Source organism: Cupriavidus sp. 10L45 (assembly GCF_056395225.1).
The window spans coordinates 19881-44958 of record NZ_JBFTJC010000013.1; the positions used below are offsets into that span (position 1 = coordinate 19881).

Annotated in this window: 21 protein-coding genes; 12 read left to right on the forward strand and 9 right to left on the reverse strand. The window is 68.0% G+C overall.

Annotated features, from left to right (window positions below; all coding sequences use genetic code 11):
- Positions 1-9: 9 nt before the first annotated feature.
- Positions 10-1599 (reverse strand): threonine ammonia-lyase, biosynthetic, encoded by a 1590-nt coding sequence (gene ilvA, locus AC1DFU_RS21745; RefSeq protein ID WP_092291775.1) that lies wholly within the window; start codon positions 1597-1599, stop codon positions 10-12.
- Between the two features lie 251 nt (positions 1600-1850).
- Between ilvA and otsB the strand changes: the two genes are divergently transcribed.
- The 3 genes from otsB to AC1DFU_RS21760 all read left to right on the forward strand — a co-directional run bounded on the left by otsB (position 1851) and on the right by AC1DFU_RS21760 (position 5975).
- A complete protein-coding gene (otsB, locus tag AC1DFU_RS21750; protein ID WP_092291777.1) occupies positions 1851-2663 on the forward strand; it encodes a trehalose-phosphatase in 813 nt (270 codons plus the stop codon).
- Positions 2664-2791: 128 nt separating this feature from the next.
- Positions 2792-4549 (forward strand): glycoside hydrolase family 15 protein, encoded by a 1758-nt coding sequence (locus tag AC1DFU_RS21755; protein ID WP_092292137.1) that lies wholly within the window; start codon positions 2792-2794, stop codon positions 4547-4549.
- Positions 4550-4580: 31 nt separating this feature from the next.
- Positions 4581-5975, forward strand: coding sequence for an alpha,alpha-trehalose-phosphate synthase (UDP-forming) (locus tag AC1DFU_RS21760; RefSeq protein WP_092291779.1), 1395 nt, complete (start codon positions 4581-4583; stop codon positions 5973-5975).
- 119 nt (positions 5976-6094) lie between these two features.
- Here the strand turns inward: AC1DFU_RS21760 and AC1DFU_RS21765 are convergent, their stop codons facing one another.
- From AC1DFU_RS21765 to AC1DFU_RS21785, 5 genes are read right to left on the reverse strand one after another with little or no spacing between them, the layout of a single operon-like run.
- Complete coding sequence (locus AC1DFU_RS21765) at positions 6095-6712, reverse strand: nucleotidyltransferase family protein (RefSeq protein ID WP_092291781.1); 618 nt, start codon at positions 6710-6712, stop codon at positions 6095-6097.
- Positions 6709-7764, reverse strand: a complete 1056-nt coding sequence (locus AC1DFU_RS21770; protein WP_441591657.1) for an XdhC family protein — start codon at positions 7762-7764, stop codon at positions 6709-6711. The genes AC1DFU_RS21765 and AC1DFU_RS21770 overlap by 4 nt, the downstream gene beginning before the upstream one ends.
- Positions 7737-8300, reverse strand: coding sequence for an SRPBCC family protein (locus AC1DFU_RS21775; RefSeq protein WP_441591658.1), 564 nt, complete (start codon positions 8298-8300; stop codon positions 7737-7739). Before AC1DFU_RS21775 ends, AC1DFU_RS21770 begins: the two co-directional genes overlap by 28 nt.
- Positions 8291-9520 (reverse strand): vWA domain-containing protein, encoded by a 1230-nt coding sequence (locus AC1DFU_RS21780; RefSeq protein WP_441591660.1) that lies wholly within the window; start codon positions 9518-9520, stop codon positions 8291-8293. The genes AC1DFU_RS21775 and AC1DFU_RS21780 overlap by 10 nt, the downstream gene beginning before the upstream one ends.
- A 4-nt stretch (positions 9521-9524) precedes the next feature.
- Positions 9525-10421 (reverse strand): AAA family ATPase, encoded by an 897-nt coding sequence (locus AC1DFU_RS21785; protein WP_092291789.1) that lies wholly within the window; start codon positions 10419-10421, stop codon positions 9525-9527.
- A gap of 105 nt (positions 10422-10526) precedes the next feature.
- On the opposite strand from AC1DFU_RS21785, the gene AC1DFU_RS21790 reads away from it, so the two are divergent.
- Positions 10527-10961: a T6SS amidase immunity protein Tai4 family protein gene (locus AC1DFU_RS21790; RefSeq protein WP_218158019.1), complete on the forward strand. Its 435-nt coding sequence runs from the start codon at positions 10527-10529 to the stop codon at positions 10959-10961.
- Positions 10958-11461: a type VI secretion system amidase effector protein Tae4 gene (locus AC1DFU_RS21795; protein ID WP_255370712.1), complete on the forward strand. Its 504-nt coding sequence runs from the start codon at positions 10958-10960 to the stop codon at positions 11459-11461. The genes AC1DFU_RS21790 and AC1DFU_RS21795 overlap by 4 nt, the downstream gene beginning before the upstream one ends.
- A gap of 59 nt (positions 11462-11520) precedes the next feature.
- On the opposite strand, the gene AC1DFU_RS21800 is transcribed toward AC1DFU_RS21795, so the two are convergent.
- From AC1DFU_RS21800 to AC1DFU_RS21810, 3 genes are read right to left on the reverse strand one after another with little or no spacing between them, the layout of a single operon-like run.
- Positions 11521-12321, reverse strand: coding sequence for an FAD binding domain-containing protein (locus AC1DFU_RS21800; protein WP_441591663.1), 801 nt, complete (start codon positions 12319-12321; stop codon positions 11521-11523).
- Between the two features lie 17 nt (positions 12322-12338).
- Complete coding sequence (locus AC1DFU_RS21805) at positions 12339-14717, reverse strand: xanthine dehydrogenase family protein molybdopterin-binding subunit (protein WP_441591664.1); 2379 nt, start codon at positions 14715-14717, stop codon at positions 12339-12341.
- Between the two features lie 9 nt (positions 14718-14726).
- On the reverse strand, positions 14727-15221 hold the full coding sequence (locus AC1DFU_RS21810; protein ID WP_441591666.1) for a (2Fe-2S)-binding protein: 495 nt from the start codon (positions 15219-15221) through the stop codon (positions 14727-14729).
- A gap of 294 nt (positions 15222-15515) precedes the next feature.
- On the opposite strand from AC1DFU_RS21810, the gene AC1DFU_RS21815 reads away from it, so the two are divergent.
- From AC1DFU_RS21815 to AC1DFU_RS21845, 7 genes are all read left to right on the forward strand, one after another.
- Positions 15516-16094, forward strand: coding sequence for a YqaA family protein (locus AC1DFU_RS21815; RefSeq protein WP_092291800.1), 579 nt, complete (start codon positions 15516-15518; stop codon positions 16092-16094).
- 117 nt (positions 16095-16211) lie between these two features.
- Complete coding sequence (locus AC1DFU_RS21820) at positions 16212-20192, forward strand: DUF3683 domain-containing protein (RefSeq protein WP_092291802.1); 3981 nt, start codon at positions 16212-16214, stop codon at positions 20190-20192.
- A 27-nt stretch (positions 20193-20219) separates the two neighbouring features.
- Positions 20220-20654, forward strand: a complete 435-nt coding sequence (locus tag AC1DFU_RS21825) for an HIT family protein (RefSeq protein ID WP_092291804.1) — start codon at positions 20220-20222, stop codon at positions 20652-20654.
- A gap of 142 nt (positions 20655-20796) precedes the next feature.
- Positions 20797-22731, forward strand: a complete 1935-nt coding sequence (locus tag AC1DFU_RS21830; protein WP_092291806.1) for an ABC transporter ATP-binding protein/permease — start codon at positions 20797-20799, stop codon at positions 22729-22731.
- 7 nt (positions 22732-22738) lie between these two features.
- Positions 22739-23155, forward strand: coding sequence for a gamma-butyrobetaine hydroxylase family protein (locus AC1DFU_RS21835; protein ID WP_092291808.1), 417 nt, complete (start codon positions 22739-22741; stop codon positions 23153-23155).
- Between the two features lie 37 nt (positions 23156-23192).
- On the forward strand, positions 23193-23924 hold the full coding sequence (gene ubiE / locus AC1DFU_RS21840; RefSeq protein ID WP_092291810.1) for a bifunctional demethylmenaquinone methyltransferase/2-methoxy-6-polyprenyl-1,4-benzoquinol methylase UbiE: 732 nt from the start codon (positions 23193-23195) through the stop codon (positions 23922-23924).
- Between the two features lie 50 nt (positions 23925-23974).
- Positions 23975-24985: a Tim44 domain-containing protein gene (locus AC1DFU_RS21845; protein ID WP_441591671.1), complete on the forward strand. Its 1011-nt coding sequence runs from the start codon at positions 23975-23977 to the stop codon at positions 24983-24985.
- The last annotated feature ends 93 nt before the right edge of the window (positions 24986-25078 follow it).

Genomic DNA, 25078 nt, shown 5'->3' on the forward strand with positions numbered 1-25078 from the left:
ATCGCGATCTCAGGACAGGAACAGCTTGTAGACCGGGTTGTCGGTCTCGTCCCAGTGTACGTAACCCAGCGTGGAAAGGAAGTCGCGGAAGGCGCGCTTCTCGTTCTTCGGCACCTGGATACCCACCAGGATGTTGGAGGCGTCGGCGCCCTGGTTCCGGTAGTGGAACAGGCTGATGTTCCAGTTCGGGCTCATGCTCGACAGGAACTTCATCAGCGCGCCCGGGCGCTCGGGGAATTCGAAGCGGAACAGCAGTTCGTCGTGCGCCAGCGGCGAGCGGCCGCCCACCATGTAGCGGATATGCTGCTTGGCCAGCTCGTTGTTGGAGAGGTCGAGCGTGTCGAAGCCATGGCGGCGGAAGTTGGCGGCGATCTTGTCGCTCTCGGCGCGGTCGGCGATCTGCACGCCCACGAAGATGTGCGCCACGCCCTGGTCGGCGATGCGGTAGTTGAACTCGGTCACGCTGCGCGTGCCTACCTGCTCGCAGAAGCGCTTGAAGCTGCCGCGCTCCTCGGGAATCGTCACGGCGAACACGGCCTCGCGGGCTTCGCCCACCTCGGCGCGCTCGGCCACGAAACGCAGGCGGTCAAAGTTCATGTTGGCGCCGCAGGCAATCGCCACGAGCTGCTCGCCCTTGAGCTTCTCGCGTTCGGCGTAGCGCTTCAGGCCGGCCACGGCCAGCGCGCCGGACGGCTCGAGGATGCTGCGGGTGTCCTGGAACACGTCCTTCAGGCCGGCGCAGATCTCGTCGGTGTCCACCAGGATGATCTCGTCCACCAGTTCGCGCGTGATGCGGAAGGTTTCCTTGCCCACCAGCTTCACGGCGGTGCCGTCCGCGAACAGGCCCACATCCTTCAGTTCGATGCGCTTGCCGGCTTCCACCGAGCGCTTCATCGCGTCCGAGTCGAAGGTCTGCACGCCAATCACCTTGATCTCCGGCCGCACGGCCTTGACGTAGGCCGCCACGCCCGAGATCAGCCCGCCGCCGCCAATCGCCACGAAGATGGCGTGGATCGGGCCCGGGTGCTGGCGCAGGATCTCCATGGCGATGGTGCCCTGGCCGGCGATGACTTCGGGATCGTCGAACGGGTGGATGAAGGTCAGCTTTTGCTTCAGCCCCAGTGCCGCCGCGTGCTGGTAGGCGTCGCTGTAGGACTCGCCGTGCAGCACGATCTTGACCCAGTCGCCGCCGCGTTCGCGCACCGCATCGATCTTCACCTGGGGGGTGGTCGTCGGCATCGCAATAATCGCCTTGCACTGGAGCCGCGCTGCCGACAACGCCACGCCCTGCGCGTGGTTGCCGGCGGAAGCGGCGATCACGCCACGCTTCAGCTCGTCGGGCGTCAGCGACGCCATCTTGTTGTATGCGCCGCGCAGCTTGAACGAGAACACCGGCTGGGTGTCCTCGCGCTTGAACCAGACCGCGTTGCCGGTGCGGGCCGACAGCGCGTGCGCGTAGGTCAGCTCGGTTTCCTGGGCGACGTCGTACACCTTGGCGGTGAGGATCTTGCGCAGGTAGTCGGGCGTGGCGGCGCGGGGGGCCTTGGCGGCGCGGGCTGGCTTGGCGGGTTTTGCAGTCTTGGCGGTCTTGGCGGTCATGATGGGCAGGGCAGGGGCGCGGCAGGGGCGCGGGCAAAAAAAGCCGGAAAATTCGGCGGAAACCGCCAATGATAATGGATGGCGCCCATCCGGGCGGCGCTGGCGTGACGCGGGCGGAACGTGCCCGGCAGCGCCGTGCTGGCGCGTGGTGTGTCGGCGCGGGTGCCGAATGCGCCACAGCCGCGCCGGGCCGCGATGTAGGACAGCATCGGGTGGACGCTCGTCAAACACACGTGTTACGGTTTAACGCGATGCCCCCGCTACCCCTAATCGAACCCCATATCGCGCTGTTCCTGGACTTCGACGGCACGCTGGCCGACCTTGCGCCGCGCCCCGACCTGGTGCAGGTAGAGCCCCAACTGGTTGGCACGCTGCGTGCGTTGCATACCTGCCTGGACGGCGCGCTGGCCATCGTCTCGGGCCGGCCTGTTGCCGAGCTCGACCATTTCCTGCAACCGTTGCGCTTGCCTTCCGCCGGGATCCACGGGGCGGAATTCCGCCATGGCGGCGAACGGGTCGTCACGCCGCCCGCGCCTGGCATCGGCGCCTTGCTGCCGAAGCTGGAAGCGCTGGTGGCCCGGCATCCCGGGCTGCAACTCGAACGAAAATCGGTCGCCGTGGCCATCCACTACCGGCAGGTGCCGGAACTGGAGCCGCTGGTGCGGGCCGCCGTGGCGGACGTGCTGCGCGACGCCGCCGGCCTGGAGGCGCTGCCCGGCAAGATGGTCGTCGAGATCAAGCCGGCTGGCGTGGACAAGGGCGATGCCATCGCGGCCTTCATGCGCTCGCCGCCGTTTGCGGGCCGCATGCCGCTGTTTGCCGGCGATGACGTGACCGACGAGGCCGGATTCGTCGTCGTGCGTGAGTTGGGCGGCGTGGGCCTGCTGGTGGGCCAGCGCGCCACCGCCGCCACGGCGGTGCTGCCCAACCCCGACGCCCTGCGGGCCTGGCTGCACGAATCGGCCCACGCCCTGACGCACTGGATGGCCACCCGGGGCGATGCCCCGGAAGCGGCGCCCAAGGAACCCATCATCACACCGACGCTAAGGGAGGATTCGTTGTGAACCAGCCTGCCACTGATCACACCGATGCCGCCGATGCCGCCAACGTCGGGCGACAGCCCGAGGCGCCGGCAATCAACACCGACTCGGACACCTCGTGCCGCTACGCCGACCCGTCGCTCTCGCTCGGCATGATCGGCAATTGTGGCTTCTCGGCGCTGGTCGACGGCCGGGGCCGCATCGTCTGGTGCTGCATGCCGCGCTTCGACGGGGACCCGGTCTTCAACGCCCTGCTGGACCCGAGCGAGAACGCCGGCCACTGGGCCATCGAGATCGAGGACTTCCTCGAAGCCAAGCAGTGGTATGAGCCGAACACGGCCATCCTGCGCACGCAGCTGATCGACAAGCACGACAACTGCCTCGAAATCACCGATTTCTGCCCGCGCTTCTTCCGCCTTGGCCGCTATTTCCGGCCGCTGACGCTGGTGCGGCGCATCCGCCCGGTGCGCGGCGCGCCGCGCGTGCGCGTGACCGTGGCGCCGCGCTTCAACTGGGGCCGCAACAAGCCGCAGATGACGCGCGGGAGCAGTCATGCGCGCTTTATCGGCGAGGACATGACGCTGCGCATGACCACGGACGCGCCGCTGGCCTACGTGCTCTCGAACACGCCGTTTCTGGTCACGCGCGGCTACAACTTCATCCTCGGCCCGGACGAGACGCTGGCGCAGGGCGTGGAGGAAACTGCGCGGGACTTCGAGCAGGAAACCACCTCCTACTGGCGGCTCTGGACGCGCCGCCTGGCGGTCCCGCGCGAGTGGCAGGAGGCGGTGATCCGCGCCGCCATCACGCTCAAGCTGTCTCTGTACGAGGAAACCGGCGCCATCGTCGCCGCCATGACCACCAGCATGCCGGAGGCGCCCGGCAGTGGCCGCAACTGGGATTACCGCTTCTGCTGGCTGCGCGACGCCTTCTTCGTGGTGCGCGCGCTGAACAGCCTGTCCGAAGTCGGCACGATGGAGGACTACCTGCGCTGGCTCTCCAACGTCGTGATGCAGTCGCAGGACGGCCATATCCAGCCGCTGTACGGCATCGGGCTGGAGCGTGAACTGCCCGAGAGCATTCTCGATCACCTGCCCGGTTATCGCGGCATGGGGCCGGTGCGCGTGGGCAACCAGGCGCAGGAGCACTTCCAGCACGATGTCTACGGCAACGTGGTGCTCGGCGCCGCGCAGGCCTTCCACGACCATCGCCTGCTGCACCGGGGCGGGCCGGCCGAGTATGCGCGGCTGGAGGAAGTCGGCGAGCAGGCCGTGCGCGTGTTCGGCACGCCGGACGCAGGTATGTGGGAGCTGCGCACCCGGGCGCGCGTGCACACCTCGTCGGCGCTGATGAGCTGGGCCGCCTGCGACCGGCTGGCCAAGGTGGGCGAGGCGCTCGGGCAGCCGGCGCGCGCCGCCTACTGGCACGACCACGCCAACCGCATGAAGAAGCAGATCCTGGACGAGTCCTGGAACGAGTCGCGCCAGGCCTTCGCGGAGAGCTTCGGCGGGAAGGAACTCGACGCCAGCGTGCTGCTGATGGCCGAGGTCAACTTCATCGACCCGAAGGACCCGCGCTTCGTCTCCACGGTCAAGGCGCTGGAAGCCTCGCTCTGCGACGGCCCGTACATGCGCCGCTACGAGGCGCCCGACGACTTCGGCAAGCCCGAGACCGCGTTCAATATCTGCACGTTCTGGCGCATCGACGCGCTGGCCCGCATCGGCCGCCGCGACGAGGCGCGCGAGATCTTCGAGGCCATGCTGGCCTCGCGCAACCCGCTGGGGCTGCTCTCGGAAGACACACACCCGGTCACCGGAGAGATGTGGGGCAATTTCCCCCAGACCTATTCGATGGTCGGCCTGATCAACGGCGCCATGCGGCTATCTGCCCCGTGGGATTCGGTGATCTGACGACAGGATTGGCAACAACAAGAAGCGATCTATGGGAAGACTTGTAGCGGTATCGAACCGGGTCGCCGATCCGCGCAACCACGCGGCGGGCGGCCTGGCCGTGGCGCTCTCGGAGGCGCTGAGCAAAACCGGCGGCCTGTGGTTCGGCTGGAGCGGTCGCGCGGTGGAACCCAGCCACGGCGGCACACCGGGCGAGGGCGAGCTGCACATCTCGCAGGCCGGCAACGTGACGCTGGCCACGGTGGACCTGAGCCGGGAAGACTACGACGCCTACTACCTGGGCTACAGCAACGGCGTGCTCTGGCCGGTGTTCCACTACCGGCTCGATCTGGCCGACTTCGACGCGGGCGGCAACCTGAACGCCTACCGGCGCGTGAACCAGCTGTTCGCGCGCAAGCTGGCGCCGCTGCTCAAGCCGGACGACGTGATCTGGATCCACGACTACCACCTGATCCCGCTCGCGGCGGAGCTGCGCGCCATCGGCTGCAGCCAGCGCATCGGCTTCTTCCTCCATATTCCGCTGCCACCGCCGCTGATCCTCGCGGCCATCCCGCAGCACGAGTGGCTGATGCGCGCACTGTTCGCCTACGACCTGCTGGGCTTCCAGAGCCAGGCCGATCTTGACCACTTCTCCCGCTACGTGCAGGGCGAGGCCAGCGCCGAGCCGATGGGCGAGTACCGCTTCCGCGCCTTCCACCGCACGGTGCGCGCGCAGGCGTTCCCGATCGGCATCGACGTGGACGAGTTCATCGACCTGGGCCGCGGCGACGAGGCGCGCGAGACCTACGAGATGATGCGCCACCAGTACGCGCGGCGCCGGCTGCTGCTCGGCATCGACCGGCTCGACTATTCGAAGGGGCTGCCGCAGCGGCTCAAGGCGTTCCAGGTCTTGCTGGCGGAGTACCCCGAGAACCGCTCCAGCGCCACGCTGATCCAGATCGCGGCGCCCTCGCGCGAATCGGTCGATGCCTACGCCGACCTGCGGCGCGACATGGAGGGCATCACCGGGGCGATCAATAGTGAATATGGCGAGCTGGACTGGATGCCGGTGCGCTACATCCACCGCTCCACCTCGCGCCGCCGGCTGCCGGGGCTGTGCCGCGCCAGCAGCGTGGCGCTGGTCACGCCGCTGCGCGACGGGATGAACCTTGTGGCGAAGGAGTACATCGCCGCGCAGGACCCGGAGGATCCGGGCGTGCTGGTGCTGTCCCGCTTTGCCGGCGCGGCGGAGCAGCTCAAGGAAGCGCTGCTGGTGAACCCTTACGACACGCGCGCCACGGCGCAGGCGGTGCAGCAGGCGCTGCACATGCCGCTGGCCGAACGGCGGGCGCGGCACGAGAAGCTGCTTGAGCGCATCCGCCAGCAGGACGTGCACTGGTGGAGCCGGGAGTATCTGCGGACGCTGATGGAGACCGAGGGCGGTTGAACGGTCGGGGCTGCGTCATGGCGCTGGCCCTCTCCCCCGGCCCCTCTCCCGCAAGCGGGCGAGGGGAGCAAACCAACGGTGTTCTCCCCTCTCCCTCTGGGAGAGGGCAGGCGTAGCTACTACCGCGAACGCGGGGCCAGGTCGCCCGGTGTGTCGATGTCCCGGAACGGGCCGTCGTCCTCGGTCAGGATGCGGGTGACCGGCTGGTCGGTCAGCAAGGCGCGTGCGCCTTCGTCGCCGTCCAGCTTCAGCAGGGCATCGCGCCAGGCGGCGCCGAAGCCGACCGGGTGGCCGCGCTTGCCGTCGCGCCACGGCGCGGCGATGGTTTCCGGCGTGGTGATGGTCAGCGCCACGGCGCGGACCAACTCCATTGGCAGCCACGGCATGTCCGCCAGCGCCACCACCCAGCCGCGTGCCTCGGCAGTCGCCGCCACACCGGCGCGCAGCGCCACGCCCATGCCAGCCTCGGCATCGGGCGCTTCCACCACGCGGCAGCCGCCGCGCCGCAGTTCCTCGGCCAGGGCCGCGTTGCCGGGCCGCACCACCGCAATCGAGTTCGGCAGGGCTGCCGCCAGCGTGCGCGCGCTGCGCCACGCCACGGTGCGGCCATCGGGCAGTACCTCCAGCAGCTTGTTGCGCGTGCCGGTGGCATCGAAACGCTTGCCGAAACCAGCGGCGAGCAGGATGCCGACCGGCAGGTCGGTCGGCGTGAGCGGGGCGCGTGCGGGCTTCTTCATGATTGCGTGGCCGTCGCCGTGGCCGTGGCGGGCAGCACAGGACATTCCGCCTCGCCCGCCGCGATCTCGCGTGCGGCCTTGGCACCTTCCACCTGGAGGATGTCCGGCAGCGAAACGTGGTTCTTGGCGGCGATGACCTCGGCCAGGATCGAGATGGCAATCTCGGGCGGCGTGCGGCTGCCGATATAGATGCCGACCGGGCCGTGCAGCCGCGCCAACTGGAGTTCGGTCAGGTCGAACTCCTTGAGGCGCTCGCGGCGCGCATGGTTGTTGCGGCGCGAGCCGAGCGCGCCCACGTAGAAGGCCGGCGTGCGCAGCGCCTCCATCAGCGCCAGGTCGTCGAGCTTGGGATCGTGCGTGAGCGCGATTACYGCGCTGCGCTCGTCGAGCTTCATGTCCATGACGGTGTCGTCGGGCATCGTGCGTACCATCGCCACGCCGGGGATGTCCCACGTCTCGGTGTATTCCTCGCGCGGGTCGCAGACGGTGACATGGAAGCCCAGCCCCACGGCGATCTGGCACAGGTACTTCGATAACTGCCCGGCGCCGATCACCAGCATGCGGTAGCGCGGCCCGTGGATGGTCAGCAGCTTGTTACCGTCGAACGCCAGGCCGTCGGTGGCCTGGGCGGGCCCGAGCGTGGCGGCGCCGGTGTTCAGGTCGAGCGTCCGCGCGACCAGCCGGCCGCTCTCCACGGCGTCCAGCAACTCGGCGATGCCGCTGGCGGCCTTGAGCGGCTCCGCCACCAGTTCGATGGTGCCACCGCAGGGCAGGCCGAAGCGGTGCGCCTCCTCGGCGCTGATGCCGTACTTGATTGCCTCCGGCTGGCTGGCGTGGATGCCCTCGCGCCGCACGCGGTCGATGATGTCGTCCTCGATGCACCCGCCCGAGACCGAACCGACCACAAGGCCGTCATCGCGCACGGCCAGCATCGCGCCTTCGGGGCGGGGCGACGAGCCCCAGGTTCTCACCACCGTCACCAGCAATACCCCGTGGCCTTCCTGTTGCCACCGCACGCTGCTCTTCAGGACTTCGAGATCCACGCTGTCCATGATCGTTTCCGCTTCTCGCTACCTTGTTGCTCATCGCCGCCGTCCGCTTGCGCGGCGTCGGCTTCCTCGTTGACGTCCTGGCCTTCGGCTTCCTTGCCGCCGCTCACCGCCTCGGTGAAGCGCGTGAAGAAGGCCTCGGCCAGCTTGCGCGCGGCGCCATCCACCAGCCGCGAGCCGATCTGCGCGATCTTGCCGCCCACCTGGGCGTGCACCACATAGGTCAGGTCGGTCTCGTCGCCTTGATCCACCAGTGAAACATGGGCGGTGCCCTTGCCGAAGCCGGCCGCGCCGCCTTGCCCGTCGAACTGGATCGTATAGCTTTCCGGCGCCTGGATGTCCGTCAGCGCCATGCGGCCCTTGAAGCGCGCCTTGACCGGCCCCACCGCGGCGGTCATCGCCAGCAGGTAGGCGTTTTCGCCATCGGGCTCGATGCTCTCACATCCCGGAATACATTGCTTGAGGACGTCCGTGTCGTTCAAGGCCCCCCATGCCACGTCGCGGGGCACGGGCAGGCGCTGGGTCTGGGTCATCTCCATGGGGGGCTTCCTTTGGGGGTTGCGATGAAGGGCCGGCGCGCGTCGTCCGCGAGCAGGGATTCGAGCGCGAACAGGCTGTCGAGGTTGTGCGCGGGGCGCAGGGCGTCCACGTGCGGCAGGATGGCCTGCATGCCGCGCGCCTGCGGCGAGAAGCCGGCGTAGCGCAGCAGCGGATTGAGCCAGATGATGCGGTGCGCAAAACGGCGCAGGCGCGCCATCTCGGCGTCGAGCAGGTCGATGTGTTCGAGGTCGATGCCGTCGCTGACCAGCAGCACCGTGGCGCGGCCGGACAGCGTGCGGCGTGCCCACTGGCGGTTGAACTGCGCCAGCGCCGCGCCGATGCGCGTGCCGCCGGCCCAGTCGCGCACCTGGCCGGTGATCAGGTCGACGGCTTCGTCGGGATCGCGCTCGCGCAGCGCCCGCGTGACGTTGGTCAGCCGGGTGCCGAACAGGAAGACGTGCATGCGCTCGCGCGACTGCATCAGCGCGTGGCAGAAGTACAGCACCGCGCGCGAGTACTGGCTCATCGATCCCGAGATGTCGAGCAGCAGCACCACCGGCGGCTTGCGCTCGGCGTGCTTGCGGTATTTCCAGCGCAGCCATTCGCCATGCTGGCGCACGGCCAGCCGCGCGCTGGCGCGCAGGTCGGCGTGGGTGCCGCAGGCCGCCGCGCGCAGCCGGCGCGTGCGCTGGAGCGCCAGGTGGGCACGCCGCGTACGCACGAGGTGCTGGAGCGCGCGCCATTCCTCGGCGGTCAGCGTCTCGAAATCGCGCTGGGCCAGCCGCTCCTGATCGGAAAACGTCAGCGGGGCGGTGAAGCGCTCCTCGCGGGCGGGCTGGCCGGGGGACGGAGGCGGCGGCTGGCGCGCGGCAAGCGCATCGGCGAGCCGGTTGCTGCGCTTGGGCGGCGGCGCGCCGGCATCGACGCGCGGCAGCAGCATCGCGCGCATCTTGCCTTCCCAGTCCGGGTCGCGCCAGAACAGGTCGAAGGCGGCATCGAACAGTGGACGCTGGTCGGGGCCGGACAGCACCAGCGCGGCCAGCGCGGCGCGCACCTCGCCGCGCGCGCCAATGTCGATATGGCGCAGCGCGTCGAGCGCATCCACGGCGTGGGCCGGCGACAGCCCGAAGCCGGCATCGCGCAGCAGCCGCATGAAATGCGTGACGTTGCGCGCGAGCATGGGGAGGGCCGGGGTGGGGTGCGGCATGGGGTGCAGCATGGCGCTAGCGCTCCGGCGGGGCGCCAGCGAGCAGTTCGGCCACCGTGGGGCCATCGGCGCGGGCGAGGTCGTCCTGGTATTTCAGCAGCACGCCCAGCGTGTCGCGTACCGACTGCGGGTCCAGTTCGGTCACGCCCAGCGCGGCCAGCGCGCGGCACCAGTCGATGGCCTCGGCGATGCCGGGCGCCTTGAACAGGTCGATGCCGCGCAACCGATGGACGAAGTCGATCGCCTGATGCTGCAGCGCCGCGGCCGCCTCGGGCGCGCGGGCGGCCACGATCTCCAGCTCGCGCTGGCGGTCCGGGTAGCCCATCCACTGGTAGAGGCAGCGCCGCTTGAGCGCGTCGTGTACCTCGCGCGTGCGGTTGGAAGTGACCACGATCAGCGGCGGCCGCTCGGCCCGCACGACGCCGATCTCCGGAATCGACACCTGGTATTCGGACAGCACTTCGAGCAGGAAGGCTTCGAACGGCTCGTCGGCCCGGTCGATCTCGTCGATCAGCAGCACGCGCGGCACGCCCGGCGCAGCGGGGTCGGGCAGCAAAGCTTCGAGCAGCGGGCGCTTGAGCAGGAAATCGTCGTGATAGAGCGACTGCTGCTCGGGCCGCTCGCCACGCGCCTCCGCCAGCCGCAGCGCCATGATCTGGCGCGGGTAATCCCATTCGTAAAGCGCGCTGGCGGCATCGAGCCCTTCGTAGCACTGCAGCCGCAGCAGCCGCGTCCCGAGCGCCGCCGCCATGGCCTGCGCGAGCGCGGTCTTGCCTACGCCGGGCTCGCCCTCCAGGAACAGCGGGCGCTGCATGCGCAGGGCGAGATAAAGCACGGTCGCCGTCTCGCGGTCGGCGAAGTACTGCTGGCGGTGCAGCAGGGCGGCGGTGTCGTCGATGGAGGCGGGGAGCATGGGTTCAATTTAGTCGATTTACGATTTTCATGGGCAGAAGAAGGCGGTAGAAGCGCCTCTGGTGCGTGATGTCATGCACTGCAACCGCTCTTCCTGGAGACACTCATGCTTCGAATCCGTTGGCTCATGCTGGCTTCGTGCGCGGCCTGGGCCCTAACCGCGAATGCCAAGGCGCCCGACACGCACGCGTCCGACGCGCAGGGTCGAACGTACGGCCAGAATTACAAGGACATGGTGCTGGCGCGCTGCATCGCCAGGGCATACGAGGGCGACGCAGCCGCATCGGCAGACGCCGGCCAGACGGCGGATGAACTGAGCGCATCCCTCTACTACGACATGGCATCAAGTATTGATGCGATCCCGCCCCTCGTCGACCAGTTCCTGGCACGCGACTACCGCAATCCACGGCTGAAGGCCCATTCCATGGGCCAGCAATTTCGTCTGTTGAAGTGCCTGGACCTCTATCACAGCAGGGCGCTTCAGGATCAGGTCAAGCGCCACGTCCCGAGGCCGAACCAGACCCACCGACAGGAGCCATGATGACGAGACCTTCCTTTCATGCGGCATGGGCTGCGGCCAATCGCATCTACGATCCCTCCAATTCCTCTGTGCGCGTGGCGAACGTCATTGGCGGTATGGTGAAGCGCAACATCCTGCACCCGGATCCGAAGCAACGTTGGGAGAACACCTGCGCCGTGCGCATCAGTTATGTCCTAAACCAAACTGGCGCACGAATCCCATTTGTCAAGAAGGAAACCGTCTCCGGCGCCGATGGCAGCTGGTACTTCTATCGCATCGAGAGGGTGCTCGACTACCTCAAGGTGCGATGGGGCCGGCCGGAAGTGGTTGCGCATCCGCCTTCCCACGGCGGCGCGTTGGCCGGACAACAAGGGTTACTGGTGTTCGAAATATCGGGCTGGACGGACGCCAAGGGACACGCCACCTTATGGGACGGCACCCACTGCTACGACAAGTGTTACTTCAACAGCGCCGCCGCGACCTATCGGACCGACCGCGCCAACTTCTGGCGCCTGCCATAGCCGGATAGGGCAGGCTGTTGGCTCCCCATCCCGGATGGATGGGGGGCCACAGCCTAGCATCACCCCTTCAACGCCTGCTCCACCGCCCTTGCTGTCAGCACCGGAATCAGATGCGCGCGGTATGCCGCTGACGCGTGCAGGTCCGTGTTGAGCCGGGCGGCGTCCACCTTTACCGCGCGGGCGGCGGCGGGGGTGAAGCTGGCGGTCAGGGCCTGTTCCAGGTCGGGGGCGCGGTAAACGCTGTCTGCCGCGCCGGTGATGGCCACGCGCACCAGTTTGCCGGTGCGCGCCACCATCACGCCGACCAGCGCGAAGCGCGAGGCCGGGTTGCGGAACTTGATGTAGGCGGCCTGGTCCGGGGTGGGGAAGCGGACCGCCGTGATCAGCTCGTCGGGGGCGAGCGCCGTTTCATAGAGCCCCTTGAAGAAGCTGTCGGCGGCGATGTTGCGCCGGTCGGTGACCACGGTGGCGTTGAGGCCGAGCACGGCGGCGGGGTAGTCGGCGCCGGGGTCGTCGTTGGCCAGCGAGCCGCCGATGGTGCCCATCGCCCGTACCTGACGGTCGCCGATGCCATTGGCCATGGCCGCCAGCGCCGGGATGCGGCGCATGACTTCCGCATGGGCGGCCACGTCGGCATGGCGCGCGGCGGCGCCGATCACCAACTCGTCGCCCTCCACGCGGATGTCCGCCATGCCCGGGATGCGCGACACGTCCACCAGCATGCTGGGTGCCGCCAGCCGCAGCTTCATCGCCGCGAGCAGGCTCTGGCCGCCGCCCAGGAACTTGGCGTCGGCGTCGGCCTGGAGCTTGGCCACGGCGGCCTTGGCATCCGTGGCGCGTTCGAACTGGAATGCGTACATGATGTCTTTCTCCCGATTCAGGCCGATGTGGATTGTGCGGACTGGATGGCCTGCCACACGCGGTGCGGCGTGGCTGGCATCTGCACGTCACGCACGCCGAGCGGTGCCAGCGCATCGACCAGCGCGTTGATGAACGCCGGTGGCGAGCCGATGGCGCCGGCCTCCCCGCAGCCCTTCACGCCGAGCGGGTTGTGCGTGCATGGCGTGCCCTTGGCGGTCTCCACGGTGAAGTCGGGCAGGTCGGCCGCGCGCGGCATGGCGTAGTCCATGTAGGAGCCGGTCAGCAACTGGCCGCTGTCGGCGTCGTACACGCACTGCTCCAGCATGGCCTGGCCCAGGCCCTGGCCGATGCCGCCATGCACCTGGCCTTCCACGATCATCGGATTGATGATGTTGCCGAAGTCATCCACGGCGGTGAACTTGACCACCTGCGACTCGCCGGTGTCGGGGTCCACCTCCACCTCGCAGACGTAGGCGCCGGACGGGTAGGTGAAGTTGGTCGGATCGTAGAACGCGTTCTCGTTCAGGCCCGGTTCGAGCTTGTCGAGCGGGTAGTTGTGCGGCACGTAGGCGGTCAGCGCCACCTCGCCGAAGGTCTTGGTGCGATCGGTGCCGGCCACGCGGAACACGCCGTCCTGGAACTCGATGTCGGCGTCGGATGCCTCCAGCAGATGCGCGGCGATCTTCTTGGCTTTCGTCTCGATCTTGTCCAGCGCCTTCATGATGGCCGAGCCGCCCACGGCCAGCGAGCGCGAGCCGTAGGTGCCCATGCCGAACGGCACCCGGCCGGTATCGCCATGGACGATCTCCACCGCCTCCAGCCCGATGCCGAGCCGGTCCGCCACGATCTGCGCGAAGGTGGTCTCGTGGCCCTGTCCATGGCTGTGGGAGCCGGTGAACACGGTGACCGTGCCGGTGGGATGGACGCGGATCTCGCCCACTTCGAACAGGCCCGCCCGCGCGCCGAGTGCCCCGGCGATGTTCGATGGCGCCAGCCCGCACGCCTCGATGTAGCAGGAGTAGCCCAGCCCGCGCAGCTTGCCGCGCTGCTTGGCGGCCTCGCGCCGGGCCGGGAAGCCGGCCACGTCGGCCAGTTCCTCGGCACGCGCCAGGCAGGGCTCGTAGTCGCCCGTGTCGTAGGTCAGGCCCACCGGCGTGGCGTAGGGGAAGTCGTGGATGAAGTTCTTGCGCCGCAGCGTGGCGGGGTCGATGTTCATCTCGCGCGCGGCGGTTTCCACCAGCCGCTCGACCACGTAGGTGGCCTCCGGGCGGCCGGCGCCCCGGTAGGCATCGACCGGCGAGGTGTTGGTGAACACCGCCTTGACCTCGGCGTAGATCGCCGGCGTGGCGTACTGGCCGGCCAGCAGCGTGGCGTAGAGGATGGTCGGCACGCTGCTGGCGAAGGTGGACAGGTAGGCGCCCATGTTCGCCACCGTGTGCACGCGCATGGCCAGGAACTTGCCGTCGGCGTCGAGCGCCAGCTCGGCCTTGGTCACGTGGTCGCGGCCGTGCGCGTCAGTCAGGAAGGACTCGGACCGCTCGGCGGTCCACTTCACCGGCCGGCCGATCTTCTTCGACGCCCAGGTCAGCGCCACGTCCTCGGGATAGAGGAAGATCTTCGAGCCGAAGCCGCCGCCCACGTCCGGCGCGATGATGCGCAGGCGGGACTCCGGCAGCCCGAGCACGAAGGCGCCCATCAGCAGGCGCTCCACGTGCGGGTTCTGGTTCGAGACGTAGACCGTGTAGCTGTCGTCCTGGCGCGTGTAGCTGGCGTTGACCGCGCGCGGCTCGATCGCGTTCGGGATCAGCCGGTTGTTGACGATATCGAGCGTGGTCACGTGCGCGGCCTTGCCGAAGGCGGCGTCCGTGGCGGCCTTGTCGCCATGGCCCCAGGTGTAGCAGGTGTTGGCCGGCACGTCGTCGTGGACCAGCGTGGCGGCTGCGGCGGCGTCCGCCGGGCTGACCACGGCGGGCAACTCCTCGTAGTCGACATCGACCATCTCGGCGGCGTCACGCGCCTGCTGGAGCGTTTCGGCGATGACCAGCGCCACCTGGTCGCCCACGTGGCGGGCCTTGCCGTGCGCCAGCGCGGGGTGGGGTGGCTCTTTCATCGGCGTGCCGTCGATGCTGTGGATCAGCCAGCCGCAGGGCAGGCCGCCCACCTTGTCGGCGGCCATCTCCTCGCCGGTCAGCACGGCAATCACGCCGGGCGAGGCCAGGGCCTCGGTCTTGTCGATGGAGCGGATGCGCGCGTGCGCGTGCGGCGAGCGGACGAAACAGGCGTAGCTCTGGCGCGGCAGGGTCACGTCGTCGGTGTACTGGCCGTTGCCGGTCAGGAAGCGGTAGTCCTCCTTGCGGCGGACCGGCGCGCCGATCAACTTCTCGGGTGCGTTCATGGTCGGCTCCTATTCCGCACTGGCGACGGCCTGGCCGCTGCGCATGCTCGATTGGCCCTGCTGCACGGCGCGGACGATGTTCTGGTAGCCGGTGCAGCGGCACATATTCCCTTCCAGCTGCTCGCGGATGGACTGCGCATCGGCGTTGGGACGCTCGCGCAGCAGCGCGGTGGCGGCCATCACCATGCCGGGCGTGCAGAAGCCGCATTGCAGGCCGTGGCACTCGCGGAACGCTTCCTGCATCGGATGGAGTTGTCCGTCCGGCGCCAGGCCCTCGATGGTGGTGACCTTGGCGCCGTCCGCCTGGAGCGCCAGCACGTTGCACGACTTCACCGCCCGGCCGTCGAGGTGGACGGTGCAGGCGCCGCACTGGGCGGTGTCGCAGCCGACATGCGTGCCGGTGAGGCGCAGGGTTTCGCGCAGGAACTGGACCAGAAGGGTGTGGGGTTCTACCTGCGCGTCAATGGGCTTGCCATTGACCGTCAGGCGGATCGGAATCGCCATGCTTGTCTCCAATATGGGGTGGACGCGCATGGCCTGCCGCAAGAATCCCGAACGACTGCGCGGGACGGGCCACGACGCGGTACTGCCGCTTGGTTGTTACGGCTATTTCGTGATATTGGTGCTGCCGGGCCTGGGGCCCGGCCTTGCCGGAGATGCCTGGCGTGGCGAATTCCGCGACGCGGCCGTGAACGATCGGCCAGAACCGGCTCTAACAGTTAATCACAAAACCCCCGGTGCTGCCATGCGGGTTCCCCACCATGGGGCGGCCCGGCGCACATCGATCTGCCCCGGACCATGCAAGCGTTCATCGACTGGCTGTTTGGAACCGTCGCCCTGCCCAGCGTGGGCCTGCCGGCCATCTTTGTGGTCAGCCTGGTCTCGGCCACGCTGCTGCCGCTGGGCTCGGAGCCGGCCGTGTTCGGCTATATCAAGCTCAACCCGGACATGTTCTGGCCGGCCATCCTCGTGGCCACGGTTGGGAATACGGTCGGCGGGGCCATCGACTGGTGGCTCGGCTACGCCGCCAAGCTGGCGCTGGTGCGCTACCGCCAGCGGCGCCAGCATATCCAACACGAGCGGGAGCACGCCGAGCATCGCGGCCATCCGGTGAAGAAACACAAGCCCAAGCTGGACGCCAAATACTTCCGCTGGATGCGCCGGCTGGGCCCGCCCACGTTGCTGCTGTCCTGGCTGCCCGCTATAGGTGATCCGTTGTGCACTTTGGCGGGGTGGTTGCGCCTGTCGTTCTGGCCCAGCCTCGGCTATATGGCGATCGGCAAGTTCTTCCGCTACCTTGTGATGACGGCCAGCCTGATGTGGATTCCAGACTCGTTCTGGCACGGCGTGGGGGAAGCGATTCGTCAATGGTTCTGACAGAACCGTCTCTTATGCCTTGTTGCGGTGCAGCGAAGCGGGCCGTTGCAGTACAATCGCGCTTCAATGAACGACAATCGCGCACTGTCCCCGTGCGCAGCAGGAAGCGGTCCCGCCATGAACGCCCCACTCGTGCTCGATGCCAAGCTCGCCGCACAGGACGCCCCCGCGCGCCTGCGCGAGATTCCCTATAACTACACGTCCTTTTCGGACCGCGAGATCGTTATCCGCCTGCTGGGCGAGGAAGCCTGGCGCATTCTGGATGAACTGCGTGGTGAGCGCCGCACTGGCCGCTCCGCGCGAATGCTGTACGAAGTGCTCGGCGACATCTGGGTCGTACGGCGCAACCCGTACCTCCAGGACGACCTGCTCGAGAACCCCAAGCGCCGCCAGATGCTGGTCAGCGCGCTGCATCACCGCCTGAGCGAGATCGAGAAGCGCCGCGCCGCCGACCGTGCCGAGCACGCCGAGCCGGCCGCCGAGGATCGCTCGCACCGGGTGGAGCAGCTGGTGGCCTTCGCCAAGCAGGCCATCGAGTCGTTCAAGCAGGAATTCGCCGACGCCTACGACCTGCGCAAGCGCGCGCAGCGCGTGCTGGGCAAGGTCACGCAGAAAGACAACATCAAGTTCGACGGGCTGTCGCGCGTCTCGCACGTGACCGACGCCACCGACTGGCGCGTGGAATACCCGTTCGTCGTGCTGACTCCGGACAGCGAGGAAGAGATCGCCGGGCTGGTGAAGGGCTGCTTCGAACTCGGCCTGACCATCATCCCGCGTGGGGGCGGCACCGGCTACACCGGCGGCGCCGTGCCGCTGACGCCGTTCTCGGCCGTCATCAACACCGAGAAGCTCGAGGAGCTTGGCCTGGTCGAGCAGACCGACCTGCCCGGCGTGGACCACAAGGTGGCGACGATCTTCTCCGGCGCCGGCGTGGTCACGCGCCGCGTGGCGGACGCGGCCGACAAGGCCGGCCTCGTCTTCGCGGTGGACCCGACCTCGATCGATGCCTCGTGCATCGGCGGCAATGTGGCGATGAACGCCGGCGGCAAGAAGGCCGTGCTGTGGGGTACCGCGCTCGACAACCTGGCCTGGTGGCGCATGGTCGATCCCGAGGGCAACTGGCTCGAGATCACGCGCCTGGACCACAACCTCGGCAAGATTCACGACGTGCCCGTGGCCACCTTCGAACTGAAGTGGTCGGACGGCAACCGCGCGCCGGGCGACAAGGTGCTGCGCACCGAGACGCTGGCCATCGAGGGCCGCAAGTTCCGCAAGGAAGGGCTGGGCAAGGACGTTACGGACAAGTTCCTGGCCGGCCTGCCCGGCGTGCAGAAGGAAGGCTGCGACGGCATCATCACCAGCGCGCGCTGGATCCTGCACCGCATGCCCAAGCACGTGCGCACGGTCTGCCTGGAGTTCTTCGGCCAGCCGCGCGACGCGATTCCGAGCATCGTCGAGATCAAGGATTACCTGGACGGCGAGTCCAAGCGCGAAGGTGGCGCCATCCTGGCCGGCCTGGAGCACCTGGACGAGCGCTACCTGCGCGCCGTGGGCTACGCCACCAAGAGCCGCCGCAACGCCTTCCCGAAGATGGTGCTGATCGGTGACATCGTCGGCGACGACGAGGACGCCGTGGCGCGCGCCACCTCGGAAGTGATCCGCATGGCCAACGGCAAGAGCGGCGAAGGCTTCGTCGCGGTGAGCCCGGAGGCCCGCAAGAAGTTCTGGCTCGACCGCTCGCGCACGGCCGCCATCGCCCGCCACACCAACGCCTTCAAGATCAACGAGGACGTGGTGATTCCGCTGCCGCGGATGGGCGAGTACACCGACGGCATCGAGCGCATCAACATCGAACTGTCGATCAAGAACAAGCTCAAGCTGGCCGACGAGCTGGAAGCGTTCTTCGCGCGCGGCAACCTGCCACTGGGCCGCAGCGACGACGCGAACGAGATTCCGAGCGCCGAACTGCTGGAAGACCGGGTTGCACACGCGCTGACGCTGCTGCGCGAGGTGCGCGCGCGCTGGCGCTACCTGCAGGACCACCTGGACGTGCCGCTGGCCACCGCGCGTGCCGCGCTGATCGGTCACGGCCTGGGCCTGCTCGGCCCGGCGTTCGAGGAGCGCCTGCACCAGCAGCCGGACGCGAACGTGTTCCACCTGCTGCAGGACCGCACCATCCGCGTGAGCTGGAAGAGCGAGGTCCGCGCCGAGCTGCGCAAGATCTTCAACGGCGGCGAATTCAAGCCGATCCTGGACGAGGCGCAGAAGATCCACAAGCAGGTGCTGCGCGGCCGCGTGTTCGTGGCGCTGCACATGCACGCCGGCGACGGCAACGTCCACACCAACCTCCCGGTGAACTCGGACGACTACGCCATGCTGCAGGACGCCCACCGCGCGGTGGCCCGCATCATGGCGCTGGCGCGCTCGCTGGACGGCGTGATCTCGGGCGAGCACGGCATCGGCATCACCAAGCTGGAGTTCCTGACCGAGGACGAGATCGGCGAGTTCCGCGCCTACAAGCAGCGCGTGGACCCGCAGGGCCGCTTCAACAAGGGCAAGCTGCTGCCGGGCGCCGACCTGCGCAACGCGTACACGCCGTCGTTCGGCCTGATGGGGCACGAGTCCATCATCATGCAGCAGAGCGACATCGGCGCGATTGCCGAAAGCGTGAAGGACTGCCTGCGCTGCGGCAAGTGCAAGCCGGTGTGCGCCACCCACGTGCCGCGCGCCAACCTGCTGTACAGCCCGCGCAACAAGATCCTGGCGACCTCGCTGCTGATCGAAGCCTTCCTGTACGAGGAACAGACGCGCCGGGGCGTGTCCATCAAGCACTGGGACGAGTTCTCGGACGTGGCCGACCACTGCACGGTCTGCCACAAGTGCGTGACGCCGTGCCCGGTGAAGATCGACTTCGGCGATGTGTCGATGAACATGCGCAACCTGCTGCGCAAGATGGGCCAGAAGAAGTTCAACCCGGGTACCGCGGCGTCGATGTTCTTCCTGAACGCGACCAACCCGCAGACCATCAACCTGACCCGCTCGGCAATGATCGGGCTCGGCTACAAGGCCCAGCGGCTCGGCAACGAGGTGCTGAAGAAGTTCGCCCGCAAGCAGACCCAGCACCCGCCGGCCACGGTCGGCAAGCCGCCGGTGCAGCAGCAGGTGATCCACTTCATCAACAAGAAGATGCCGGGCAACCTGCCCAAGAAGACGGCCCGCGCGCTGCTGGACATCGAGGACAACGAGATCGTGCCGATCATCCGCGACCCGAAGCTGACCACGGCCGAGAGCGAGGCGGTGTTCTACTTCCCGGGCTGCGGCTCGGAACGGCTGTTCTCGCAGGTGGGGCTGGCCACGCAGGCCATGCTGTGGCACGTGGGCGTGCAGACCGTGCTGCCGCCGGGCTACCTGTGCTGCGGCTATCCGCAGCGCGGCAACGGCCAGTACGACAAGGCCGAGAAGATGGTCAGCGACAACCGCGTGCTGTTCCACCGCGTGGCCAACACGCTGAACTACCTCGACATCAAGACCGTGGTGGTCAGCTGCGGCACGTGTTACGACCAGCTCGCCGGGTATGAATTCGACAAGATCTTCCCGGGGTGCCGCATCATCGACATCCACGAGTACCTGCTTGAGAAGGGCGTGAAGCTGGAAGGCGTGACCGGTACGCGCTACATGTACCACGACCCCTGCCACACCCCGATCAAGACGATGGACCCGACCAAGCTGGTCAATGACCTGATGGGCGGGAACGGCGGCAGCGGTGCGGGCAAGATCGAGAAGAACGAGCGTTGCTGTGGCGAATCCGGCACTTTGGCCGTGACGCGCCCGGACATCTCCACGCAGGTCCGCTTCCGCAAGGAAGAGGAAATGCGCAAGGGCGCCGACAAGCTGCGCACGGACGGCTTCACCGGCGACGTGAAGATCCTGACCAGCTGCCCGTCGTGCCTGCAGGGGCTGTCGCGCTACAACGAGGACGCCTCGGTGACGGCCGACTACATCGTGATCGAGATGGCCAAGCACCTGCTGGGCGAGAACTGGCTGCCCGAGTACGTGGCCCGCGCCAACGCCGGCGGCATCGAGCGCGTGCTGGTGTAAGGCAGCCAGCGGACTCCGGCGGATACCATGACGCGACTCCCCAACTGCCCCCTGTGCGAAGCCGATGGCGGCGAACTGGTCTGGATGGGGGATCGCGCGCGCGTGATCCTCGTCGAGCATGACCGGCATCCCGGCTTCTGCCGCATCGTCTGGAACGACCACGCCGCCGAGCTGACCGATCTGGACGATGCCGACCAGGCCTGGCTGATGCGGCTGGTGGCCCGGGTGGAGCGCACCGTGCGCGAGGTGATGACGCCGGACAAGGTCAACCTGGCCGCGTTCGGCAACATGGTGCCGCACCTGCACTGGCATATCATTCCGCGCTACCGCTGGGACACGCATTTCCCGGAGGCGATCTGGGCGGCGCCCCAGCGCGCGGCGGAGCCGGCGCGCATCGGCGAGTTGGCCCTGCGGCTGCCGACGCTGCGCACCGCGCTGGCCGTGATGCCGTCCGCTGACTGATTGTCTGACTGCGATAACAACCGAGCATGGCTGACTGACCGGAGGGCGGCACGGAACCCGCCACGCGGCGGCGACGTCTGACCTCCGTCGAACAACAACACGCCCGCTGGCCGGAACGGCGGCGGGCCACACCTGCGCCACCATGTCCTCCACTCCGTCGTCCGTCACCGTGCCCGGCCCGGCCGTCCCGGCCGAGGCTCTCAAGATCCAGAGCCGGCTGCGCCTGGCGGCCACCTGGGACCTGATCAAGCCCTACTGGAAATCCGAAGACCGCAAGGCGGGGCTGGGGCTGCTGCTCCTGGTCGTCGCGCTCAATCTCGGCATCGTCTATATCAACGTGCTGCTGACCGAGTGGAACCGGGTGTTCTACAACGCCCTGGAACAGCGCGACTTCGTCTCGTTCAAGGAACTGCTGCTGCGATTCTCGTGGATCGCGGCCTGTTTCATCGTGCTGGCGATCTCGCGCCAGTACTACCAGATGATGTTGCAGATGCGCTGGCGGACGTGGATGACCGGCGTCTTCATGCAGCGCTGGCTCGGCCATCAGGCGTACTACCGCATCGAACAGACCCATTCGACCGACAACCCCGACCAGCGTCTGGCCGACGACCTGCGCCAGTTCACCGACGGGGCGCTGACGCTCTCCATGGGGCTGCTGAACTCGGTGGTCACGCTGGTGTCGTTCATCGGCATCCTCTGGGTGGTGTCGGGGCCGATCAGCTTCGTGCTGGGCGGCACCGAACTGACGATTCCCGGCTACATGGTCTGGTTCGCCGCCGGCTACGCGGTGATCGGCTCGCTGATTGCCCACTTCGTGGGCCGGCCGCTGATCGGCCTGTCCTTCCAGCAGGAGCAGTACGAAGCTAACTTCCGTTTCATGCTGGTGCGCCTGCGCGAGAATAGCGAGCCGGTGGCGCTGTACCGCGGCGAACCGACCGAGCAGGCCGGCCTGCGGGCCCGCTTCGAACGGATCCGGGCGAACTGGAACCAGCTGATGCGCTACACGCGGCGGCTGACCTTCGTGAACTCGGGCTACGGCCAGTTCGCGATCATCTTCCCGCTGCTGGTGGCCGCGCCGCGCTATTTCTCCGGCAAGCTCACGCTGGGCGGGCTGATGCAGATCAATTCCGCCTTCGGGCAGGTGCAGGGCGCGCTGTCCTGGTTCGTGGACAGCTACGCCACGCTGGTCGGCTGGAAGGCCGCCGCCAACCGTCTGATCGACTTCCAGGACGCCATCCGCGTGGCCGAGCGCCAGGACCTGACGCACGAGGGCCCGGGCGACATCGAGGTGGTGGTGGCAGAGGGCCAGGACGGCATCGACCTGACCGGCCTCGCGCTGGCGCTGCCGGTGCGCGGCGGCAAGAGCCCGGACGAGGAGGGCGTGGATCCGCAACATCCGGCCCACCCGCGCCAGCGGCCGCTGGTGGCGCCGTTCTCGCTGTCCATCGGGCAGGGCGAGCGGTGGCTGGTCAGCGGGCCGTCCGGCTGCGGCAAGAGCGTGCTGTTCCGCGCGCTGGCCGGGATCTGGCCTTACGGCCACGGCCGCATCGCGGTGCCGGGCAAGCGCATGCTGTTCCTGCCGCAGCGCAGCTACCTGCCGATCGGCACGCTGGCCGATGCGCTGGCCTACCCGGACGCCGGCACGGCGCACTCGTGCGAGACGCTGCAACAGGTGCTGCGCCAGGCCCGGCTGGCCATGCTGGCGAACCAGCTCGATGTGTTCGACAACTGGTCGCTGCGCCTGTCGCCGGGCGAGCAGCAACGGCTGGCCTTCGCCCGCGCGCTGCTCCAGAAGCCCGATTTCCTGTTCCTGGACGAGGCCACGGCGGCGCTCGACGAGGAAACCGAGGCTGCCATGTACCAGCTGATGGTCGATAGCCTGCCGGACGCCACCATCGTCAGCATCGCCCACCGCAGCACCGTGGCCGCCTTCCATGACCGGCGGCTGCGCTACCTCCCCGTGGCGCCGACCGGCGCGCGCGACGAAAGCGGTGCCGGACCCCAGGATGGGCAAGGCATGGGGGGTGGAGTAAGCTATCGGGTCGTACAAGACACATCGGACGCGCTCCCCGCGTGACCCTACTATGGCTGGCCTAGAGAAAGACACCCCCCATCCCACCGCGCTGACCGTGCATACACAGTCGCGCGTGCTGGAAATCGGCTTCGACAATGGCCGCGCGTGGCGCCTGCCGTTCGAGCTGCTGCGCGTCTATTCGCCGTCCGCCGAGGTCCAGGGCCATGGCCCGGGCCAGGAAACGCTCCAGACCGGCAAGCGCGAGGTGGGCATCGCGGCGGTGGAGCCCGTGGGCAACTACGCGATCCTGATCCGCTTCGACGACGGCCACGACACCGGCATCTACTCGTGGGAGCTGCTGTATCGCCTGGGCGACCAGCAGGAAGCGCTGTGGAACGACTACCTGAAGCGGCTCGAAGCCGCCGGCGTCGACCGCGATGCGCCGATGGTGGCCGGCGGCGGCCATGCCTGCGGCCACCACCACTGATCCCCGTCTATATATATCCGCACCTGGAGTACCAGACATGAGCGAGACCCACTTCGGGTTCGAGAAAGTCGACGAAACGGATAAGGCCGGCAAGGTAGCTGGCGTGTTCCATTCGGTCGCGAGCAAGTACGACGTGATGAACGACCTGATGTCCGGCGGCATGCACCGGCTTTGGAAGATGTTCACCATCGCCCAGGCCAATGTGCGCCCGGGCCAGAAGGTGCTCGACATCGCCGGCGGCACGGGCGACCTGGCCAAGGCTTTCGCGAAGCGGGCCGGCCCGACCGGCGAGGTCTGGCTGACAGACATCAACGAATCCATGCTGCGCGTGGGCCGCGACCGCCTGCTCGACAAGGGCGTGGTGACCCCGGTGGCGCTGTGCGACGCCGAGCGGATTCCCTTTCCGGACAACTACTTCGACCTCGTCACGGTGGCGTTCGGGCTGCGTAACATGACCCACAAGGACCGCGCGCTGGCCGAGATGCGCCGCGTGGTGAAGCCGGGCGGCAAGGTCATGGTCCTGGAATTCTCCAAAGTCTGGAAGCCGCTGGAAAAGGCCTACGATGTTTACTCGTTCAAGGTATTGCCGTGGCTGGGCGAGCGGGTGGCTGGGGATGCCCCGAGCTATCGCTATCTCGCAGAATCGATCAGAATGCATCCAGACCAGGGTTCACTTGTACGCTTGATGGAACATGCGGGGCTCGAGAAGGTCGAATACTACAATCTGACGGGCGGAGTGGTGGCGCTCCACGTCGGGCGTAAGTACTAATTCGCCATGTTCGGCCTTGGATGGCCGAAACTGACAGGGGATCGCAGAAAATGTCTTCTTTTCGTGGAAAATTCCTCGCCGCGTCGCTGATCGCGACGCTGGCGCTGGGGGTCGCGCTGGACGCCAATGCCAAGCGGCTGGGCGGCTCGCGCAGTGTTGGCAAGCAGTCGTCCTCCGTGACGCAGCAACGTCAGCAGGCGCCGGCCCAGCAATCGCCGACGCAGCAACCGGCCCAACAGCCCAACCAGGCGGCACCGGCCACGGCTGGCGCGGCCGGCGGTGCGGCGGCTGCTGCACCCAAGCGTAACTGGGGCGGCATGCTCGGCGGCCTGGCGGCTGGTCTGGGTCTTGGCTACCTGCTCTCGCACTTCGGTCTGGGCGGTGCGGCTGCCAGCTTCCTGTCGAATCTGATCCTGATCGGCGGTATCGCGCTGCTGGCCTTCTGGCTGATCCGCAAGTTCCGCGGAGGCGCAGCGCGCCGCCAGCAACCGGCCTACGCCGGCATGGGCAATCAGGGCAACCAGGGTGGTTTCGGTGGCAACGACCTGTCGCGCACTGCCGAGCCGACCTTCCGTCAGGCCGAGCAACCCGCGCAACCTGCCGCCTACGGCGGCGCGGCGGCCAACCCGGTGATGGGTGGCGCTGCCGCCGGCGCCGTGGCTGCTGCACCGCAGCAACCGTGGGGCGTGCCGGCCGACTTCGACACCGAAGCCTTCCTGCGCAATGCCAAGGTTCACTATGTGCGCCTGCAGGCCGCGTGGGACGCCGGCAATCTCGACGACATCCGCGAGTTCACCACGCCGGAAATGTTCGCCGAGATCAAGATGGATCTGGCCGAGCGCGGCGCCGAGGTCAACAAGACCGACGTCGTGACGCTGGATGCCCAACTGCTGGGCATCGAGGACACCCCGACGCAGCACGTTGCCAGCGTGCGTTTCGCCGGCATGATCCGCGAGCGCGCGGGCGAGCCGGCCCAGCCGTTCGCCGAGGTCTGGAACCTGGCCAAGGCCACCGCCGGCAACGGTGGCTGGCTGCTGGCCGGCATTCAGCAGGAGTCCTGAGCGTAATCTCCCCGCCGCTTCCACGGATGCGGCGGGCGAGTAGCTTAGAATGGAGGCCCACGCGTGCGTGGGCCTTTTTTGTTGCCCGACTAC

Excerpts from the sequence above, each read along its gene's own strand:
- ilvA (WP_092291775.1), bottom strand. The coding sequence starts at position 1,599 with ATGACCGCCAAGACCGCCAAGACTGCAAAACCCGCCAAGCCAGCCCGC.
- otsB (WP_092291777.1), top strand. The coding sequence starts at position 1,851 with ATGCCCCCGCTACCCCTAATCGAACCCCATATCGCGCTGTTCCTGGAC.
- AC1DFU_RS21755 (WP_092292137.1), top strand. The coding sequence starts at position 2,792 with ATGATCGGCAATTGTGGCTTCTCGGCGCTGGTCGACGGCCGGGGCCGC.
- AC1DFU_RS21760 (WP_092291779.1), top strand. The coding sequence starts at position 4,581 with ATGGGAAGACTTGTAGCGGTATCGAACCGGGTCGCCGATCCGCGCAAC.
- AC1DFU_RS21765 (WP_092291781.1), bottom strand. The coding sequence starts at position 6,712 with ATGAAGAAGCCCGCACGCGCCCCGCTCACGCCGACCGACCTGCCGGTC.
- AC1DFU_RS21775 (WP_441591658.1), bottom strand. The coding sequence starts at position 8,300 with ATGGAGATGACCCAGACCCAGCGCCTGCCCGTGCCCCGCGACGTGGCA.
- AC1DFU_RS21780 (WP_441591660.1), bottom strand. The coding sequence starts at position 9,520 with ATGCTGCACCCCATGCCGCACCCCACCCCGGCCCTCCCCATGCTCGCG.
- AC1DFU_RS21785 (WP_092291789.1), bottom strand. The coding sequence starts at position 10,421 with ATGCTCCCCGCCTCCATCGACGACACCGCCGCCCTGCTGCACCGCCAG.
- AC1DFU_RS21790 (WP_218158019.1), top strand. The coding sequence starts at position 10,527 with ATGCTTCGAATCCGTTGGCTCATGCTGGCTTCGTGCGCGGCCTGGGCC.
- AC1DFU_RS21795 (WP_255370712.1), top strand. The coding sequence starts at position 10,958 with ATGATGACGAGACCTTCCTTTCATGCGGCATGGGCTGCGGCCAATCGC.
- AC1DFU_RS21800 (WP_441591663.1), bottom strand. The coding sequence starts at position 12,321 with ATGTACGCATTCCAGTTCGAACGCGCCACGGATGCCAAGGCCGCCGTG.
- AC1DFU_RS21805 (WP_441591664.1), bottom strand. The coding sequence starts at position 14,717 with ATGAACGCACCCGAGAAGTTGATCGGCGCGCCGGTCCGCCGCAAGGAG.
- AC1DFU_RS21810 (WP_441591666.1), bottom strand. The coding sequence starts at position 15,221 with ATGGCGATTCCGATCCGCCTGACGGTCAATGGCAAGCCCATTGACGCG.
- AC1DFU_RS21815 (WP_092291800.1), top strand. The coding sequence starts at position 15,516 with ATGCAAGCGTTCATCGACTGGCTGTTTGGAACCGTCGCCCTGCCCAGC.
- AC1DFU_RS21820 (WP_092291802.1), top strand. The coding sequence starts at position 16,212 with ATGAACGCCCCACTCGTGCTCGATGCCAAGCTCGCCGCACAGGACGCC.
- AC1DFU_RS21825 (WP_092291804.1), top strand. The coding sequence starts at position 20,220 with ATGACGCGACTCCCCAACTGCCCCCTGTGCGAAGCCGATGGCGGCGAA.
- AC1DFU_RS21830 (WP_092291806.1), top strand. The coding sequence starts at position 20,797 with ATGTCCTCCACTCCGTCGTCCGTCACCGTGCCCGGCCCGGCCGTCCCG.
- AC1DFU_RS21835 (WP_092291808.1), top strand. The coding sequence starts at position 22,739 with ATGGCTGGCCTAGAGAAAGACACCCCCCATCCCACCGCGCTGACCGTG.
- ubiE (WP_092291810.1), top strand. The coding sequence starts at position 23,193 with ATGAGCGAGACCCACTTCGGGTTCGAGAAAGTCGACGAAACGGATAAG.
- AC1DFU_RS21845 (WP_441591671.1), top strand. The coding sequence starts at position 23,975 with ATGTCTTCTTTTCGTGGAAAATTCCTCGCCGCGTCGCTGATCGCGACG.